Consider the following 17,972-nt stretch of genomic DNA (forward strand, 5'->3'; position numbering starts at 1 on the left):
TGTGGTTATCCAAACGCCAGGCGGCGCTTACTTTTGTCGTGATACATATTCTTGTCGGCGATCTCCATCAGGGATTCTGGCGTCGCCGTACACTTCGCCAGCGCGTAGCCGATGCTCATCGACAACACGGTCGTTTCGCCATTGTTCAACAGAATTGGCGGCAATAGCGCCTGGCGTAAATGGTGAATGCACCCCAGTAATTCATCAGTGGAGTGGACGTCGGTCAGCAAAATAGCGAACTCATCGCCGCCCAGACGATAGGCGCAGTGCGTATCGCCTGCGAAGTTACGTAAACGCTGTGCAGCCTCAATCAGTACACGGTCACCTGCGGCATGGCCCCAGGTGTCATTGATGGATTTAAAGTTGTCACCATCCATAAACAGCAGCGCAGCGTCAATTTTACGGCTTCTGTCATTCATCATGCTTTCAACGGCCTGGCGAAACGCGGTGCGATTGGCAAGGCCAGTCAGCGGGTCGTGAGTGGCGCTAATCAGCAACGAGGCATTCTTACGCTGCAATTGCGTCTGCCAGGTTTCCATTTCGTCCAATAGCGTATTAAAGTCCTGGCCGAAACGGTGGAATTCTTCTATCCGCTCTGCGGAAACGCGTCTGGAAAAATTACGGTTAGTCTGCACGTCATGAGCAACTTCAGTAATATTGTTAAGCGCGTTAACCATGCCTTTATGCAAATACCGCGTAATCGATAAAGAAATAAATGAAGCGAGGATGAGGCAGGCGGTCAGCACGCCGAGCGAGGTCCAGACAAAATGGGTAATAATATTATCCATGGCGGTCAGGCGAATTTCGCCCAGCACGTTGCCATTGTGTTGAATTTTCTGGACAACCGGCGTCGGGAATACCCATTTACTGACCAGGCCGCCCATCACATCACGGTCGTTATCTGCCGTACCCGACCAGTCAGCAATGATTTCCCCGTTGCGGTCTACCGCCTGCGCGCTGGCGAATTGCCCCTGTTCGCCAAGGGCGGCGAGCGTGTCATAAGCTGCGGGGCCATCACGAAACACCATAGCCGCCTCAAGCGTATGGCTGATGGAAACGCTCAGTAAACGGAGGTTATTCTGGGCATATTGCTTCAGCGTCAGCATGGATGAGACGGAAAGCAGCAGCCAGGCAATAATCATGGTAATCACGACGCTTATCATGCTGATGCGTCGCAACGTTCTTTTGAACGTTGGCCGTGGCATGGAGTTGAGATCCTTAGTCATGATTATTATTCCGTGCGAGCATTAATACGTCTGGATTGACCCGAACACCGCTACGGGACAATGAATCAAGATTTACCGCGAATTTAACCGGCGTGACATTAATATTCAGGCAAAACGAACTGCCGATCAGGCACTGTGTATTTTGCTCAGCAATTAATAATAAAGGGCGTGGCTGATAGGCCTCGATTAATTTCGCCTGTTCTTCAGGCCGTTCTTTACCAAAATAAAGGCCGTCACACCGTGACGTTAATGCCTCTTCACTATTTTCGACAATGACCGCGGTATAAGATAACGGTGTAATATTGTCATTAACTAATTGCGCCAGCCGGGAAGATCTAAAAATGCATATACGCGGAGGCGCAGAAAGCCTGGGCCACCTCGTATAACTAATAATACCGGAAACAATGCGTTGTACGGCTTCATCATTATTTGCAGAAGGTGAAGGCAGTTCTGCTATCGAAGGTATTGCCACCATAATCAATACAAAACAAAACGCTCGGAAGTGCAGCACAGGCATGTTGTAGGTTCCAGCAAGAATGGTGACGCAGAATACTTGTTACAGGATATATCCTGGGATAATAACATCTACCGTTGGGTTAGTCATTATCTGTACGCGATAAGGCAGATTACATTCAACGGTACATCAAAATAGCTGAGAGCAGAAAACCGGTAAGTAAATTTTTAAGTTATTCAATTTAAAATTGAATCTTCGCTAGCGCCTGTATCACCTTCTTTCCAGCGGGCGCGTAATTGCGGCGTTTGTTCAAGGTTTTCGCAGGCCGCCGGAAAACTTCTACCGCTCAATCCCCAAACATACAAAAAGTCATCCTGGCAAAAACGTTGCTGACCGCGTAGATAACCTTTTTTATAAGCGGTTACATCAACTTGCGCGTCGTCATATTCCAGGGCAAGCCGCAGTTGATCTTTCGCCAGGCCGCCGGACATCGCGTCATCAACGCCAATTTCATACCAGTTTCGCTCACTCCAGGTTGGCGCATGGGTGTAGGGATCAATTTGGCAACCGGTGGAGAGCAGAATGCCGAGAATCACTATTGTCTGACGCATTACTGCATCCTTGAGATGGGTTTTTCGCTTATGCAAAACGTAGCGCAAAAAGCGCATGAGCTGATTATTTTTTTACGTTGTGATGATTAATTATTCAATGTGTAAATATTTAATTACAGATATGGCGGTCTTAAAGCGCTTTAAAATGCCAGTTATTTATATTTGTAACGATAAATTTACGGAATGTGGATTGAAATCTTTACCGCTTGTGATAAGGTAATGCTTACCTCAGTGAGGTAAAGACTATCGCAAACGAGCAAATTTAAGGGTCGCAATCATGCAAAAAGACGCGCTGAATAACGTTCATATCGCTGATGAACAGGTACTGATTACTCCAGAACAACTGAAAGCTGAATTCCCGCTGACGCTGGAACAGGAAGCGCAAATCGCGCAATCCCGCGAGACGATTGCCAATATTATTGCCGGGCGCGATCCGCGTTTGCTGGTGGTGTGTGGACCTTGCTCGATCCACGATCCCGAAGCGGCCATTGAATATGCTCGTCGGTTTAAAACCCTTGCCGCACAAGTCAGCGATACGCTTTATCTGGTTATGCGTGTCTATTTTGAAAAACCCCGTACCACCGTTGGCTGGAAAGGGTTGATTAACGATCCTCACATGGATGGCTCGTTTGATGTGGAAGCGGGTCTGAAAATCGCCCGTAGCCTGCTGGTAGAGCTGGTTAATATGGGATTGCCGCTGGCGACCGAGGCGCTCGATCCCAACAGCCCACAGTACTTGGGCGATCTGTTTAGCTGGTCCGCGATCGGCGCGCGTACCACCGAATCGCAAACCCACCGTGAAATGGCTTCAGGTCTTTCCATGCCGGTGGGCTTTAAAAACGGCACCGATGGCAGCCTGGCGACGGCAATTAATGCAATGCGCGCCGCTGAGCAGTCTCACCGTTTTGTCGGCATCAACCAGGCGGGCCAGGTTTGTCTGTTGCAGACCCAAGGTAACCCGGATGGCCACGTGATTTTGCGCGGCGGCAAAGCGCCGAACTACAGCCCGGCGGATGTGGCGCAATGTGAAAAAGAGATGGAACAGGCGGGACTACGTCCGGCGCTGATGATAGATTGCAGCCATGGTAATTCAAACAAAGACTACCGCCGCCAGCCGGGCGTCGCCGAATCGGTCGTCGCGCAGATTAAAGATGGCAACCGTTCGATTATCGGACTAATGATTGAAAGCCATTTATTCGAAGGCAATCAGTCCTCCGAGCAACCGCGCAGTGAGATGAAATACGGCGTCTCCGTGACCGATGCCTGTATCAATTGGGAAACCACCGACGCGCTGTTGCAGGAAATCCACAACGATTTGAACGGTACGCTCGCGGCGCGTTTCGCTTAAGAGGTGATTATGGTTGCAGAATTGACCGCACTGCGCGATCAAATCGATGAAGTGGATAAGGCGCTGCTGGGGCTGCTGGCGCGCCGTCTGGAACTGGTATCTGAAGTTGGCGAAGTCAAAAGCCGCTATGGCCTGCCGGTCTACGTGCCAGAGCGTGAGGCCTCAATGCTGGCGTCGCGTCGTCAGGAAGCCGAACAGCTTGGTGTCTCGCCGGATCTGATTGAGGATGTGCTGCGCCGGGTGATGCGCGAATCCTATGCCCATGAAAATGACAAAGGCTTCAAAACGCTGCATCCGGCGTTGCGCCCGGTGGTGATCGTCGGCGGAGCAGGGCAGATGGGACGTCTGTTTGAAAAGATGCTGCAACTGTCTGGTTACCAGGTGCGTATCCTTGAACAACACGACTGGCCGCAGGCGGAGATGTTCGTTGCCGACGCCGGGATGGTGATCGTCAGCGTGCCAATCCACGTGACTGAACAGGTTATCGCCAAACTGCCGCGTCTGCCGGATGACTGTATTCTTGTCGATCTCGCGTCGGTGAAGAATGGTCCGTTACAGGCGATGCTGAATGCCCATAGCGGGCCGGTGCTGGGCTTGCACCCGATGTTTGGCCCGGACAGCGGCAGCCTGGCGAAACAGGTGGTGGTCTACTGTGACGGGCGTCAGCCGGAAGCGTACCAGTGGTTTCTGGAGCAGATTCAGGTATGGGGTGCGCGACTGCATCGCAGTAACGCTGTGGAACATGACCAGAATATGGCGTTCATCCAGGCGCTGCGTCACTTCGCGACCTTTGCTTACGGTCTGCACTTGGCTGAAGAGAACGTACAGCTGGAAAAACTGCTGGCGCTGTCATCGCCCATTTATCGGCTGGAACTGGCGATGGTCGGGCGGCTGTTCGCTCAGGACCCGCAACTCTATGCGGATATCATTATGTCATCGGAAGACAATCTGGCGCTGATTAAGCGTTACTACCAGCGCTTTGGCGAGGCAATTGGCTTACTGGAGCAGGGCGATAAGCAGGCGTTTATCGACAGCTTCCGCAAAGTTGAACACTGGTTTGGCGATTATGCACAACGCTTTCAAAGCGAAAGCCGTACTCTGCTGCGCCAGGCGAACGACAGCCGCCAGTAAACTGAAAAAGCCAGCGAACTCGCTGGCTTTTTTATGAGTTACGCCGGATCGACCGGCACCACGTTTTCACTGGGATAGCAGCCCAGCACTTTCATAGAACGGGTAATTTCAGTGAGTTCGCGCAGCGCCTGCTGCATTTCCTCTTGCTGAACATTGGCCTGCACATCGAGGTAGAACATCTCTTCCCACGGATTGCCGTTAATCGGTCGTGATTCCAGGCGAGTCATAATCAGATTGTGATTACGCAGTACAAGTAATGCTTCCACCAGGGCGCCAGCCTGCTGGCCTGTGGCCATTAGTAAGGTGGTTTTCGCCGGTACCTGATCGGAAACGTGAATTGCTTTACGCGCCAGTACTACAAATCGGGTGATGTTTTGCGTCTGGTTTGCCAGATTACGCTCCAGTACCTGCAAACCATACAACGCGCCGCCAGCTTCGCTTCCTAATGCCGCCACTTTCGGCGATTTCATCTGGGCCACTTTTTCCATCGCGGCGGACGTGCTTTCGCAATACTCAATTTTCCAGTGCGGGTAGCGGTTCAGGAACTGGCTGCACTGCTGGAAAGGCTGCGGATGGCTGTAAATGGTTTCGATGTTTTCAAGGTCGGTAGAGCCTGATACCAGTACGCAGTGATCGATAGGAATCGTTAATTCACCGACAATAGACAGGCTGGTGTGCTGGAGCAGGTCGTAAACGTCGTTAATCGCGCCGGAACTGGTGTTCTCAAGTGGCACCACCGCGTAATCCGCCTGGCCGGTTTCCACCTGGTTAAAAATTTCATGGAATTTTGCGCAACCGCTTTCAATAAACTGCTCAAAATGGCGAACGGCATACTGACGCGCCGCCAGGTGCGAGTAAGAGCCTTTCGGGCCAAGAAACGCCACGCGCGCCGAGTGCGGATTGGTTTGATTCAGATGTTGCTGGAGTAGCGCCTGCTGGGTTAATACGGAATCTTCGATAATCAGTTGAAACAGGCGAGTGATGTAGTGCGCATCAAGATGATGGGCTTTGCCCAGCGTAATCAGCTTATCCAGCAGATCGCGTTCGCGGTCGATATCCCGCACCGGGCGATGCGTGGCGAGCTTGGCTTTGCCGACTTCCACCGCCAGGGTGCGACGCTCGGCTAATAGCGCCAGTAACTTCTCATCCAACGCACTGATTTTATCCCGCAGAGCCAGTAAAGGGTTTTCCGCTGTCATAACGCTACCTTTTTTATAGTCATAAAAAAGGCCCCCCGATGTGGGAGGCCTGTTTGTTCGTCTTCGCATTCTTTATCACATGACGAAAAGCCTCCCGTTCAGGGGAAGGTAAAAAAGAATGCGAAGAAGAACGGCAGTTGTTTCATAACATGTTCCTTGAAAATGTAGGGATTACACTACCCGTAGTGTTTTCGCTCTGTCAATAAAAAACGCGCCCGGAGGCGCGTTGTTAGGCTGTAAGTGATTACTCTTCTTCTGCGAAGCTAACGTCTTTAACTGAAGGTACTGCGCGACGAGCTTCCCCTTTGTGCTGCACTTTGTTCAGTTGTCGCTCCAGTTTGTTAATGAGTTCGTTAATAGCCGTATACATATCTTCGTGTTTTGCACTGGCGACAAGATGGCCGTTTGGCGTATTCATGGTGGCGTCAGCGACGAAGCCTTGAGGTTCTCTGGATAAGATTATGTGCGGATTAATTAAGTGAGTTTGCCATTTATCCAGTTTAGCGAGACGGTCTGTGACATGCTGGCGAATAGCCGGGGTGATTTCCATTTGTTTGCTGGTAATGTTCATTGTCATAAATTTTACCTCTCGTCTTTCCCGTCTTGGTGATTTCAGCATAACGCCATGAGTGTCAAAATGTGTGATGTAAATCACGTAATTTTGTCACTTTTTGTCAAGGAAACTGTTTTGTGAGGCAGGACAGGAAGAGGACATTTTTCCCTTGTCGGGCAGCCGTTTTCGGGCCATATTTGATGGGATGACTTCGCGCTAAATCCCGGCATATCCGGGTTGCGGGCATAAAAAAGGCAGCCAGGCTGCCTTTTTTCATTAATAACGGTCAGGTGTTGCTGCCATTGGTTTCGATGATTTTGGCAACTTTATCCGCCTGCGCATTCATCTGCATTTCGCGGTAGGCGTTTTCCATTAACTTCAGGCCATCGCGAGTGGCCTGGGTATCCGGATAATCACGCAGCATCCCTTCTACACGGTTAACCACGGCAACATACGCGCCACGTTTGGTATAGTACTGTGCGACGGAAAGCTCATACTTCGCCAGACGGTCTTTCAGGAATACCATGCGTTTGGTCGCATCAGTGACGTACTGGCTTTGTGGATAGCCGCGGGTCAGCTTCGCGAAATCGCGGAAAGCGTCGCGCGCATGTTGCGGGTCGCGGTCAGAACGATCGACGCCGAAGAAACCTTGCAGCGCGCTGTCATCCAGCGCCATATTGGTCAGCCCGCGCATATACATCACGTAGTCAATGTTCGGGTGAGTCGGGTTCAGACGCATAAAACGATCGATGGAAGCCTGAGCCAGCGGAAGATCGGCGTTTTTGTAGTACGCATAGATCAGATCCAGCTGAACCTGTTGGGAGTACGGCCCGAATGGATAACGATTATCCAGCGCTTCCAGTTGCGTTATTGCCGCTTTCCAGTTACCGTCCTGCAGTTTTTGCTGAGCAGTCGCGTAAATTTCAGATGGCGGATTATCAGGGACCTCTTCCTTAGAACCGGAGCAACCCGCCAAAGCCAGGCTCAACGTGGCGGCAGCCACCAGATATTTCATGCGCGTCATGACGTTTTGACTTTCCTCAGAATGTTTTACTTGTACGGGAGAATGACAGTTCCTGCTCCCGGTTAAGACCAGCTACAATAGCACACTATATTATACGGCGAAGCCGTAAATCCCAACGTAAACGAAGAAGCAGTATATGGCACAACGAGTACAACTCACTGCAACGGTGTCCGAATCTCAACTCGGTCAACGCTTAGATCAGGCTTTGGCCGAAATGTTCCCTGATTATTCGCGATCGCGCATAAAAGAGTGGATTTTAGACCAGCGCGTCCAGCTCAACGGCAAGATTAGCGATAAGCCAAAAGAAAAAGTGTTCGGCGGCGAAAACGTGGTTATCGATGTAGAAATCGAAGAAGACGCCCGCTTTGAACCCCAGGATATCCCGCTGAATATCGTTTATGAAGATGACGATATTTTAGTGATCAACAAACCGCGCGATTTCGTGGTGCATCCCGGCGCGGGCAACCCTGACGGCACGGTGCTTAACGCGCTGTTGCACTATTATCCGCCAATTGCCGACGTGCCGCGCGCGGGTATCGTGCACCGTCTGGATAAAGACACTACCGGTTTGATGGTAGTGGCGAAAACCATTCCGGCACAAACCCGTCTGGTCGAATCGCTGCAATTGCGCGAGATCACCCGTGAGTATGAAGCGGTGGCTATCGGCCATATGACGGCGGGCGGAACGGTGGAAGAACCCATCAGCCGCCACCCGACCAAACGCACACATATGTCGGTTCATCCGATGGGTAAACCAGCCGTCACACACTACAGGATTATGGAGCATTTTCGGATTCATACCCGTCTGCGTTTACGCCTGGAAACCGGCCGTACTCACCAGATCCGCGTGCATATGGCTCATATTACTCATCCGCTGGTGGGCGATCAGCTGTATGGCGGCCGTCCGCGCCCGCCGAAAGGGGCCTCTGAGGCGTTCATTCAGGCGCTGCGTCAGTTTGACCGCCAGGCGTTACACGCTACTATGCTGCGCCTGTACCACCCGATAACCGGTATCCAGATGGAATGGCATGCGCCAATCCCACAGGATATGGTTGATCTCATCAATGCGCTGCGTGCTGACTTTGAAGCGCATAAAGACGACGTTGACTGGTTATGACAAAACTGATCATCCCCGACTGGCCGTTGCCGCCGGGCGTTGCGGCCTGTAGCAGCACCCGCATCGGCGGCGTGAGCGCCGGGGCGTATGACTCGCTCAATCTGGGCGCGCACTGCGGCGACAACCTGGACGACGTCGAGGAAAATCGACGCCGGCTGTTCGCTGCCGCACAGATGCCTTCCAGGGCGGTGTGGCTGGAACAGGTGCACGGCAATGCGGTATTACGCCTGACCGGCGAACCATACGCCACTAAACGCGCCGATGCCTCCTGGAGCGATACGCCGGGTACCGTGTGTGCGGTAATGACCGCAGACTGTTTGCCGGTGCTATTCTGTAATCAGGCGGGCAGCGAAGTGGCTGCCGCACATGCGGGATGGCGGGGATTATGCGACGGGGTGCTTGAAGCGACCCTCGCGAGTTTCAACGATCGCCCGGAAAACGTCATGGCGTGGCTAGGCCCGGCGATCGGCCCTCAGGCATTTGAAGTGGGCGATGACGTACGTGATGCGTTTATCGCTAAAGACGGCCAGGCCGCCAGCGCGTTTCGTCCGGCAGGCAAAAAGTATTTCGCCGATATCTACCAGCTTGCGCGTCAGCGTTTAACGGCGGCTGGCGTGACGAAAATCTATGGCGGCGACCGCTGTACCTTTACTGAAAAAGATGATTTTTTCTCATACCGCCGTGACAGAATCACGGGCCGTATGGCAAGTTTCATTTGGCTGATATAACCTAGCGAATCAAGACGATCCAGAACGCGTTGTTTTCTTTTCACATAATTCAGGTCATTCACCTTGAATAATTGAGGGATGACCTCATTTAATCTCCAGTAGCAAATTTGACCTGTTTATGGGAGGAGTTATGCGTCTGGATCGTCTTACCAATAAATTCCAGCTTGCTCTTGCCGATGCCCAGTCGCTGGCACTGGGGCACGACAACCAATTCATCGAACCCTTACATCTTATGAGCGCCTTGCTGAATCAGGAAGGGGGTTCCGTTCGTCCTTTACTTACCTCGGCGGGCATTAATGCCGGCAAGTTGCGCACTGATATCGATCAGGCGTTAAGCCGTTTACCGCAGGTAGAAGGCACCGGCGGCGACGTACAGCCGTCACAGGATTTAGTCCGCGTCCTGAATCTTTGCGACAAGCTGGCGCAAAAGCAGGGCGACAACTTTATATCGTCTGAACTGTTTGTTCTGGCGGCGCTTGAATCGCGTGGCACCCTCGCCGACTTATTAAAGGCAGCGGGCGCCAATACCGCGAATATTACTCAGGCGATTACGCAAATGCGTGGAGGTGAAAGCGTGAACGATCAGGGGGCTGAAGATCAGCGCCAGGCTTTGAAAAAATACACCCTCGATCTCACCGAGCGTGCCGAGCAGGGCAAGCTTGACCCGGTGATTGGCCGTGACGAAGAGATCCGCCGCACTATCCAGGTATTACAACGCCGTACTAAAAACAACCCGGTCCTGATCGGCGAGCCCGGGGTGGGTAAAACCGCTATCGTCGAAGGGCTGGCACAGCGCATCGTCAATGGCGAAGTCCCGGAAGGCTTAAAAGGCCGCCGCGTACTAGCGCTGGATATGGGCGCGCTGGTGGCCGGGGCGAAGTATCGTGGTGAATTCGAAGAGCGCTTAAAAGGCGTACTTAGCGATCTCTCTAAGCAGGAAGGTAACGTCATTCTGTTTATTGACGAATTGCACACCATGGTCGGCGCAGGTAAAGCCGATGGTGCGATGGACGCCGGGAACATGCTGAAACCCGCGCTGGCGCGTGGTGAACTGCACTGCGTGGGTGCGACGACGCTGGATGAGTATCGTCAGTACATTGAGAAAGACGCCGCTCTGGAGCGCCGTTTCCAGAAGGTGTTTGTCGCCGAGCCAACTGTAGAAGATACCATCGCGATCCTGCGTGGTCTGAAAGAACGCTATGAATTGCACCACCATGTACAGATCACTGACCCGGCGATCGTGGCAGCGGCAACGCTGTCGCACCGCTATATTGCTGACCGGCAGTTGCCGGATAAAGCCATCGACCTGATCGATGAAGCAGCATCCAGCATTCGTATGCAGATAGACTCGAAACCGGAAGAACTGGACCGGCTCGACCGCCGCATCATTCAGCTGAAACTGGAACAGCAGGCGCTGTTGAAAGAGTCTGATGAGGCCAGCAAAAAGCGTCTCGATATGCTGAATGAAGAGCTTTCTGATAAAGAACGTCAATATTCGGAACTGGAAGAAGAGTGGAAGGCGGAGAAAGCCTCACTTTCCGGCACTCAAACTATCAAGGCGGAACTGGAACAGGCCAAAATCGCCATTGAGCAAGCGCGCCGTGTGGGCGATCTGGCCCGCATGTCAGAATTGCAGTACGGGAAAATCCCTGAGCTTGAAAAACAGCTGGCCGCCGCGACGCAAAGCGAAGGCAAAACCATGCGCCTGCTGCGTAATAAAGTCACTGATGCAGAAATCGCAGAAGTGCTGGCGCGCTGGACCGGCATTCCGGTTGCACGAATGATGGAAAGCGAGCGGGAAAAACTGCTGCGCATGGAGCAAGACCTGCATCAGCGGGTGATTGGCCAGGATGAAGCGGTTGAAGCGGTTTCTAACGCCATTCGCCGTAGCCGCGCTGGTTTGTCCGATCCTAACCGCCCAATTGGTTCGTTCCTGTTCCTTGGTCCGACTGGGGTAGGGAAAACGGAGCTGTGTAAAGCGCTGGCGAACTTTATGTTCGATAGCGATGACGCGATGGTGCGTATCGATATGTCCGAGTTTATGGAGAAACACTCCGTGTCGCGTTTGGTCGGCGCGCCTCCGGGATACGTCGGCTATGAAGAAGGCGGTTACCTGACCGAAGCGGTGCGCCGTCGTCCTTACTCCGTCATCCTGCTGGATGAAGTGGAAAAAGCGCATCCGGATGTGTTTAACATTCTGCTGCAGGTATTGGACGATGGACGCCTTACCGATGGGCAAGGGCGTACGGTGGATTTCCGTAATACGGTAGTGATTATGACCTCCAACCTGGGGTCGGATCTGATCCAGGAGCGTTTTGGCGAGCTCGACTATAGCCATATGAAGGATCTGGTCCTTAATGTGGTAAGCCAAAACTTCAGACCGGAATTCATTAACCGTATCGATGAAGTGGTGGTATTCCACCCGCTGGGTCAGAAACATATCGCCTCGATTGCGCAGATCCAGTTGCAACGGCTTTACAAACGGCTGGAAGAGCGTGGGTATCAGGTTGAGATGTCCGAAGATGCGCTGCGGCTGCTTGGCGAAAATGGCTATGACCCGGTTTACGGCGCGCGTCCGCTTAAACGGGCTATCCAGCAGCAAATCGAGAACCCGCTTGCCCAGCAGATCCTTTCTGGCGAGCTCATCCCGGGTAAACCGATTGAGCTGACCGTAAAAGATGAGCGCATCGTTGCGGTGCAATAAGTGGTGTTAGTCACAAAAACGGGCTCACAGGAGCCCGTTTTGTTTATAAAATCACCAAAATGAGCCGTTTCAGATGGGTTTTGTTTGAAATGTGAGCGAACGGAAAATTTTTTGAATTTTAGGCTTGTCAGATTCTGATTACTCCCTATAATGCGCCACCACTGACACGGAACAACGGCGAATGAGCCGGCCGGTCAGCGAAGTCCCTCCGGGGAGTTCGGCAGGGAATAGCGAAATTAAACGCTTGACTCTGAAAGAGGAAAGCGTAATATACGCCACCTCGTGACAGTGAGCTGAAAGCCGCGTCGCAACTGCTCTTTAACAATTTATCAGACAATCTGTGTGGGCACTCGCAGGATTGATATCTCAGCATCTTCGGATGCACATAGAATTATCAAGTCTCTGAGTGAACACGTAATTCATTACGAAGTTTAATTCACGAGCATCAAACTTTTAAATTGAAGAGTTTGATCATGGCTCAGATTGAACGCTGGCGGCAGGCCTAACACATGCAAGTCGAACGGTAACAGGAAGCAGCTTGCTGCTTTGCTGACGAGTGGCGGACGGGTGAGTAATGTCTGGGGATCTGCCTGATGGAGGGGGATAACTACTGGAAACGGTAGCTAATACCGCATAACGTCGCAAGACCAAAGAGGGGGACCTTCGGGCCTCTTGCCATCAGATGAACCCAGATGGGATTAGCTAGTAGGTGGGGTAACGGCTCACCTAGGCGACGATCCCTAGCTGGTCTGAGAGGATGACCAGCCACACTGGAACTGAGACACGGTCCAGACTCCTACGGGAGGCAGCAGTGGGGAATATTGCACAATGGGCGCAAGCCTGATGCAGCCATGCCGCGTGTATGAAGAAGGCCTTCGGGTTGTAAAGTACTTTCAGCGGGGAGGAAGGGAGAGTGGTTAATAACCGCTTTCATTGACGTTACCCGCAGAAGAAGCACCGGCTAACTCCGTGCCAGCAGCCGCGGTAATACGGAGGGTGCAAGCGTTAATCGGAATTACTGGGCGTAAAGCGCACGCAGGCGGTCTGTCAAGTCGGATGTGAAATCCCCGGGCTCAACCTGGGAACTGCATCCGAAACTGGCAGGCTTGAGTCTTGTAGAGGGGGGTAGAATTCCAGGTGTAGCGGTGAAATGCGTAGAGATCTGGAGGAATACCGGTGGCGAAGGCGGCCCCCTGGACAAAGACTGACGCTCAGGTGCGAAAGCGTGGGGAGCAAACAGGATTAGATACCCTGGTAGTCCACGCCGTAAACGATGTCGACTTGGAGGTTGTGCCCTTGAGGCGTGGCTTCCGGAGCTAACGCGTTAAGTCGACCGCCTGGGGAGTACGGCCGCAAGGTTAAAACTCAAATGAATTGACGGGGGCCCGCACAAGCGGTGGAGCATGTGGTTTAATTCGATGCAACGCGAAGAACCTTACCTGGTCTTGACATCCACAGAATTCTGCAGAGATGCGGAAGTGCCTTCGGGAACTGTGAGACAGGTGCTGCATGGCTGTCGTCAGCTCGTGTTGTGAAATGTTGGGTTAAGTCCCGCAACGAGCGCAACCCTTATCCTTTGTTGCCAGCGGTCCGGCCGGGAACTCAAAGGAGACTGCCAGTGATAAACTGGAGGAAGGTGGGGATGACGTCAAGTCATCATGGCCCTTACGACCAGGGCTACACACGTGCTACAATGGCGCATACAAAGAGAAGCGACCTCGCGAGAGCAAGCGGACCTCATAAAGTGCGTCGTAGTCCGGATTGGAGTCTGCAACTCGACTCCATGAAGTCGGAATCGCTAGTAATCGTGGATCAGAATGCCACGGTGAATACGTTCCCGGGCCTTGTACACACCGCCCGTCACACCATGGGAGTGGGTTGCAAAAGAAGTAGGTAGCTTAACCTCCGGGAGGGCGCTTACCACTTTGTGATTCATGACTGGGGTGAAGTCGTAACAAGGTAACCGTAGGGGAACCTGCGGTTGGATCACCTCCTTACCTTAAAGATACAGCCCGCGCAGTGCTCACACAGATTGTCTGATAGAAAACGAGCAGTAAAAATCTCTGCAGGCTTGTAGCTCAGGTGGTTAGAGCGCACCCCTGATAAGGGTGAGGTCGGTGGTTCAAGTCCACTCAGGCCTACCAAATTTTCCCTGACACTGCGTTGCGAAATGACCCGCACAGTTCACTGTGCTTCGTCCTTGCGCGCCTTGTCTCAGGAAAAATTGCGGTTGACGGGATTTCACTACGATGGGGCTATAGCTCAGCTGGGAGAGCGCCTGCTTTGCACGCAGGAGGTCTGCGGTTCGATCCCGCATAGCTCCACCATCTTTACTGCAAGATACCAGAAAACTTCAGAGTGGTCCTGAAAAGGTCCACTGCGAAGTTTTGCTCTTTAACAATCCGGAACAAGCTGAAAATTGAAACGGCATGCCGTCGCATTTCTCCGTAATAAGGAATGACGATGCCATGCCAGAGTCTCTCAAACACTTGCAGCACGAAGCAGAAACTGCTCCGGGTTGTGAGGTTAAGCGACCAAGCGTACACGGTGGATGCCCTGGCAGTCAGAGGCGATGAAGGACGTGCTAATCTGCGAAAAGCGTCGGTAAGGTGATATGAACCGCTATAACCGACGATGTCCGAATGGGGAAACCCAGTGCAATTCGTTGCACTATCGTTAACTGAATACATAGGTTAACGAGGCGAACCGGGGGAACTGAAACATCTAAGTACCCCGAGGAAAAGAAATCAACCGAGATTCCCCCAGTAGCGGCGAGCGAACGGGGAGCAGCCCAGAGTCTGAATCAGCATGTGTGTTAGTGGAACGGTCTGGAAAGTCCGACGGTACAGGGTGATAGTCCCGTACACAAAAGCGCATATGCTGTGAACTCGATGAGTAGGGCGGGACACGTGACATCCTGTCTGAATACGGGGGGACCATCCTCCAAGGCTAAATACTCCTGACTGACCGATAGTGAACCAGTACCGTGAGGGAAAGGCGAAAAGAACCCCGGCGAGGGGAGTGAAAAAGAACCTGAAACCGTGTACGTACAAGCAGTGGGAGCCTCATTTATGGGGTGACTGCGTACCTTTTGTATAATGGGTCAGCGACTTATATTCTGTAGCAAGGTTAACCGTATAGGGGAGCCGCAGGGAAACCGAGTCTTAACTGGGCGTTAAGTTGCAGGGTATAGACCCGAAACCCGGTGATCTAGCCATGGGCAGGTTGAAGGTTGGGTAACACTAACTGGAGGACCGAACCGACTAATGTTGAAAAATTAGCGGATGACCTGTGGCTGGGGGTGAAAGGCCAATCAAACCGGGAGATAGCTGGTTCTCCCCGAAAGCTATTTAGGTAGCGCCTCGTGAATTCATCTGTGGGGGTAGAGCACTGTTTCGGCTAGGGGGCCATCCCGGCTTACCAACCCGATGCAAACTACGAATACCACAGAATGTTATCACGGGAGACACACGGCGGGTGCTAACGTCCGTCGTGAAGAGGGAAACAACCCAGACCGCCAGCTAAGGTCCCAAAGTCATGGTTAAGTGGGAAACGATGTGGGAAGGCCCAGACAGCCAGGATGTTGGCTTAGAAGCAGCCATCATTTAAAGAAAGCGTAATAGCTCACTGGTCGAGTCGGCCTGCGCGGAAGATGTAACGGGGCTAAACCATGCACCGAAGCTGCGGCAGCGACGCTTATGCGTTGTTGGGTAGGGGAGCGTTCTGTAAGCCGTCGAAGGTGGACTGTGAGGTCTGCTGGAGGTATCAGAAGTGCGAATGCTGACATAAGTAACGATAAAGCGGGTGAAAAGCCCGCTCGCCGGAAGACCAAGGGTTCCTGTCCAACGTTAATCGGGGCAGGGTGAGTCGACCCCTAAGGCGAGGCCGAAAGGCGTAGTCGATGGGAAACAGGTTAATATTCCTGTACTTGGTGTTACTGCGAAGGGGGGACGGAGAAGGCTATGTTGGCCGGGCGACGGTTGTCCCGGTTTAAGCGTGTAGGTGGGTGTTCCAGGTAAATCCGGAATGCTGTTAACACTGAGGCGTGATGACGAGGCACCACGGTGCTGAAGTGACAAATGCCCTGCTTCCAGGAAAAGCCTCTAAGCATCAGGTAACACGAAATCGTACCCCAAACCGACACAGGTGGTCAGGTAGAGAATACCAAGGCGCTTGAGAGAACTCGGGTGAAGGAACTAGGCAAAATGGTGCCGTAACTTCGGGAGAAGGCACGCTGGCATGTAGGTGAAGCGGTTTACCCGTAGAGCTGAAGCCAGTCGAAGATACCAGCTGGCTGCAACTGTTTATTAAAAACACAGCACTGTGCAAACACGAAAGTGGACGTATACGGTGTGACGCCTGCCCGGTGCCGGAAGGTTAATTGATGGGGTTATCCGCGAGGAGAAGCTCCTGATCGAAGCCCCGGTAAACGGCGGCCGTAACTATAACGGTCCTAAGGTAGCGAAATTCCTTGTCGGGTAAGTTCCGACCTGCACGAATGGCGTAATGATGGCCAGGCTGTCTCCACCCGAGACTCAGTGAAATTGAAATCGCTGTGAAGATGCAGTGTACCCGCGGCAAGACGGAAAGACCCCGTGAACCTTTACTATAGCTTGACACTGAACACTGGTCCTTGATGTGCAGGATAGGTGGGAGGCTTTGAAGCGTGGACGCCAGTCTGCGTGGAGCCATCCTTGAAATACCACCCTTTAATGGCTGGTGTTCTAACGTGGACCCGTGATCCGGGTTGCGGACAGTGTCTGGTGGGTAGTTTGACTGGGGCGGTCTCCTCCTAAAGCGTAACGGAGGAGCACGAAGGTTGGCTAATCCTGGTCGGACATCAGGAGGTTAGTGCAATGGCATAAGCCAGCTTGACTGCGAGCGTGACGGCGCGAGCAGGTGCGAAAGCAGGTCATAGTGATCCGGTGGTTCTGAATGGAAGGGCCATCGCTCAACGGATAAAAGGTACTCCGGGGATAACAGGCTGATACCGCCCAAGAGTTCATATCGACGGCGGTGTTTGGCACCTCGATGTCGGCTCATCACATCCTGGGGCTGAAGTAGGTCCCAAGGGTATGGCTGTTCGCCATTTAAAGTGGTACGCGAGCTGGGTTTAGAACGTCGTGAGACAGTTCGGTCCCTATCTGCCGTGGGCGCTGGAGAATTGAGGGGGGCTGCTCCTAGTACGAGAGGACCGGAGTGGACGCATCACTGGTGTTCGGGTTGTCATGCCAATGGCACTGCCCGGTAGCTACATGCGGAAGAGATAAGTGCTGAAAGCATCTAAGCACGAAACTTGCCCCGAGATGAGTTCTCCCTGAGACTTTAAGTCTCCTGAAGGAACGTTGAAGACGACGACGTTGATAGGCCGGGTGTGTAAGCGCAGCGATGCGTTGAGCTAACCGGTACTAATGAGCCGTGAGGCTTAACCTTACAACGCCAGAGTGGTTTTGGTGCTGGGTGATTGAGAGAGATTTTCAGCTTAACCGGATTAATGCCTGCGGCCCTGTGAGAAATAACCAGTGCGGCAGGTGAACAGAATTTGCCTGGCGGCAAGAGCGCGGTGGTCCCACCTGACCCCATGCCGAACTCAGAAGTGAAACGCCGTAGCGCCGATGGTAGTGTGGGGTCTCCCCATGCGAGAGTAGGGAACTGCCAGGCATCAAATTGAAGTATCTGTGCGGATATCGGGGCAGTTCACTACTCGACAGAGAGTAGGACAAAAGCGAAAGCTTTTGAACGTTGCGCAGCAACGGCCCGAAGGGTGAATCACTGCGTGATTCATCAACTGCCAGGCATCAAACAAAGCAGAAGCCCATCCTCACGGATGGGCTTTTTGCTGTCTGCAATATTCCTCTTCTTCTCCGATAATCTCCC

12 protein-coding genes, 2 tRNA genes, 3 rRNA genes and 1 other annotated feature are annotated in these 17,972 nt (G+C 52.7%); of the genes, 10 read left to right on the plus strand and 7 right to left on the minus strand.

From position 1 onward, the window contains the following. Positions 1-5: 5 nt before the first annotated feature. From dgcN to ACVV26_RS05530, 3 genes are all read right to left on the minus strand, one after another. Positions 6-1,226: a diguanylate cyclase DgcN/YfiN gene (gene dgcN, locus ACVV26_RS05520; protein WP_474800339.1), complete on the minus strand. Its 1,221-nt coding sequence runs from the start codon at positions 1,224-1,226 to the stop codon at positions 6-8. Continuing rightward, a complete protein-coding gene (gene yfiR, locus ACVV26_RS05525; protein WP_474800341.1) occupies positions 1,219-1,743 on the minus strand; it encodes a regulatory sequestration protein YfiR in 525 nt (174 codons plus the stop codon). Before yfiR ends, dgcN begins: the two co-directional genes overlap by 8 nt. Positions 1,744-1,916: 173 nt before the next feature. Beyond that, the gene (locus ACVV26_RS05530; protein ID WP_474800342.1) at positions 1,917-2,291 is read right to left on the minus strand and encodes a DUF2799 domain-containing protein; all 375 of its coding nucleotides are present in this window, start codon (positions 2,289-2,291) and stop codon (positions 1,917-1,919) included. Between the two features lie 277 nt (positions 2,292-2,568). Here ACVV26_RS05530 and aroF point away from each other — a divergent pair, with 277 nt between their 5' ends. Continuing rightward, entirely contained in the window at positions 2,569-3,639 is a 1,071-nt protein-coding gene (aroF, locus tag ACVV26_RS05535; RefSeq protein WP_474800343.1) for a 3-deoxy-7-phosphoheptulonate synthase AroF, read from the plus strand. Positions 3,640-3,648: 9 nt separating this feature from the next. Continuing rightward, the gene (tyrA, locus tag ACVV26_RS05540; RefSeq protein WP_474800344.1) at positions 3,649-4,770 is read left to right on the plus strand and encodes a bifunctional chorismate mutase/prephenate dehydrogenase; all 1,122 of its coding nucleotides are present in this window, start codon (positions 3,649-3,651) and stop codon (positions 4,768-4,770) included. A gap of 38 nt (positions 4,771-4,808) precedes the next feature. Here tyrA and pheA read toward each other — a convergent pair whose 3' ends face one another. The 4 genes from pheA to bamD form a co-directional block, all read right to left on the minus strand. Next, positions 4,809-5,969, minus strand: a complete 1,161-nt coding sequence (pheA, locus tag ACVV26_RS05545) for a bifunctional chorismate mutase/prephenate dehydratase (protein WP_474800346.1) — start codon at positions 5,967-5,969, stop codon at positions 4,809-4,811. 21 nt (positions 5,970-5,990) lie between these two features. After that, positions 5,991-6,116: a sequence feature (Phe leader region), on the minus strand. Then, on the minus strand, positions 6,068-6,115 hold the full coding sequence (gene pheL, locus ACVV26_RS05550; protein ID WP_125294913.1) for a pheA operon leader peptide PheL: 48 nt from the start codon (positions 6,113-6,115) through the stop codon (positions 6,068-6,070). (Overlaps the previous feature by 48 nt.) A gap of 97 nt (positions 6,117-6,213) precedes the next feature. Continuing rightward, entirely contained in the window at positions 6,214-6,546 is a 333-nt protein-coding gene (raiA, locus tag ACVV26_RS05555; protein ID WP_125294798.1) for a ribosome-associated translation inhibitor RaiA, read from the minus strand. 262 nt (positions 6,547-6,808) lie between these two features. Continuing rightward, positions 6,809-7,546: an outer membrane protein assembly factor BamD gene (bamD, locus tag ACVV26_RS05560; protein WP_312985269.1), complete on the minus strand. Its 738-nt coding sequence runs from the start codon at positions 7,544-7,546 to the stop codon at positions 6,809-6,811. Between the two features lie 136 nt (positions 7,547-7,682). On the opposite strand from bamD, the gene rluD reads away from it, so the two are divergent. The 8 genes from rluD to rrf all read left to right on the plus strand — a co-directional run bounded on the left by rluD (position 7,683) and on the right by rrf (position 17,756). Beyond that, positions 7,683-8,663, plus strand: a complete 981-nt coding sequence (gene rluD / locus ACVV26_RS05565) for a 23S rRNA pseudouridine(1911/1915/1917) synthase RluD (protein WP_474800347.1) — start codon at positions 7,683-7,685, stop codon at positions 8,661-8,663. Further along, positions 8,660-9,391 carry a purine nucleoside phosphorylase YfiH gene (yfiH, locus tag ACVV26_RS05570; RefSeq protein WP_474800348.1) on the plus strand — a complete coding sequence of 244 codons (732 nt, stop codon included), beginning with the start codon at positions 8,660-8,662 and terminating at the stop codon, positions 9,389-9,391. Before rluD ends, yfiH begins: the two co-directional genes overlap by 4 nt. Positions 9,392-9,521: 130 nt before the next feature. Continuing rightward, positions 9,522-12,095, plus strand: coding sequence for an ATP-dependent chaperone ClpB (gene clpB, locus ACVV26_RS05575; RefSeq protein WP_312985275.1), 2,574 nt, complete (start codon positions 9,522-9,524; stop codon positions 12,093-12,095). A 455-nt stretch (positions 12,096-12,550) separates the two neighbouring features. Continuing rightward, positions 12,551-14,092: ribosomal RNA gene (locus tag ACVV26_RS05580) — 16S ribosomal RNA — on the plus strand. A gap of 70 nt (positions 14,093-14,162) precedes the next feature. Then, positions 14,163-14,239 (plus strand) — tRNA-Ile (locus ACVV26_RS05585). Positions 14,240-14,346: 107 nt separating this feature from the next. After that, positions 14,347-14,422, plus strand: a tRNA-Ala gene (locus tag ACVV26_RS05590). A 197-nt stretch (positions 14,423-14,619) separates the two neighbouring features. Continuing rightward, positions 14,620-17,528, plus strand: a 23S ribosomal RNA gene (locus ACVV26_RS05595). Positions 17,529-17,640: 112 nt separating this feature from the next. Beyond that, positions 17,641-17,756 (plus strand): 5S ribosomal RNA (rrf, locus tag ACVV26_RS05600). The 16S, 23S and 5S rRNA genes sit together here with 2 tRNA genes alongside, the layout of an rRNA operon. Positions 17,757-17,972: the final 216 nt, after the last annotated feature.

The organism is Atlantibacter sp. MEI4A-1023 (assembly GCF_056155425.1).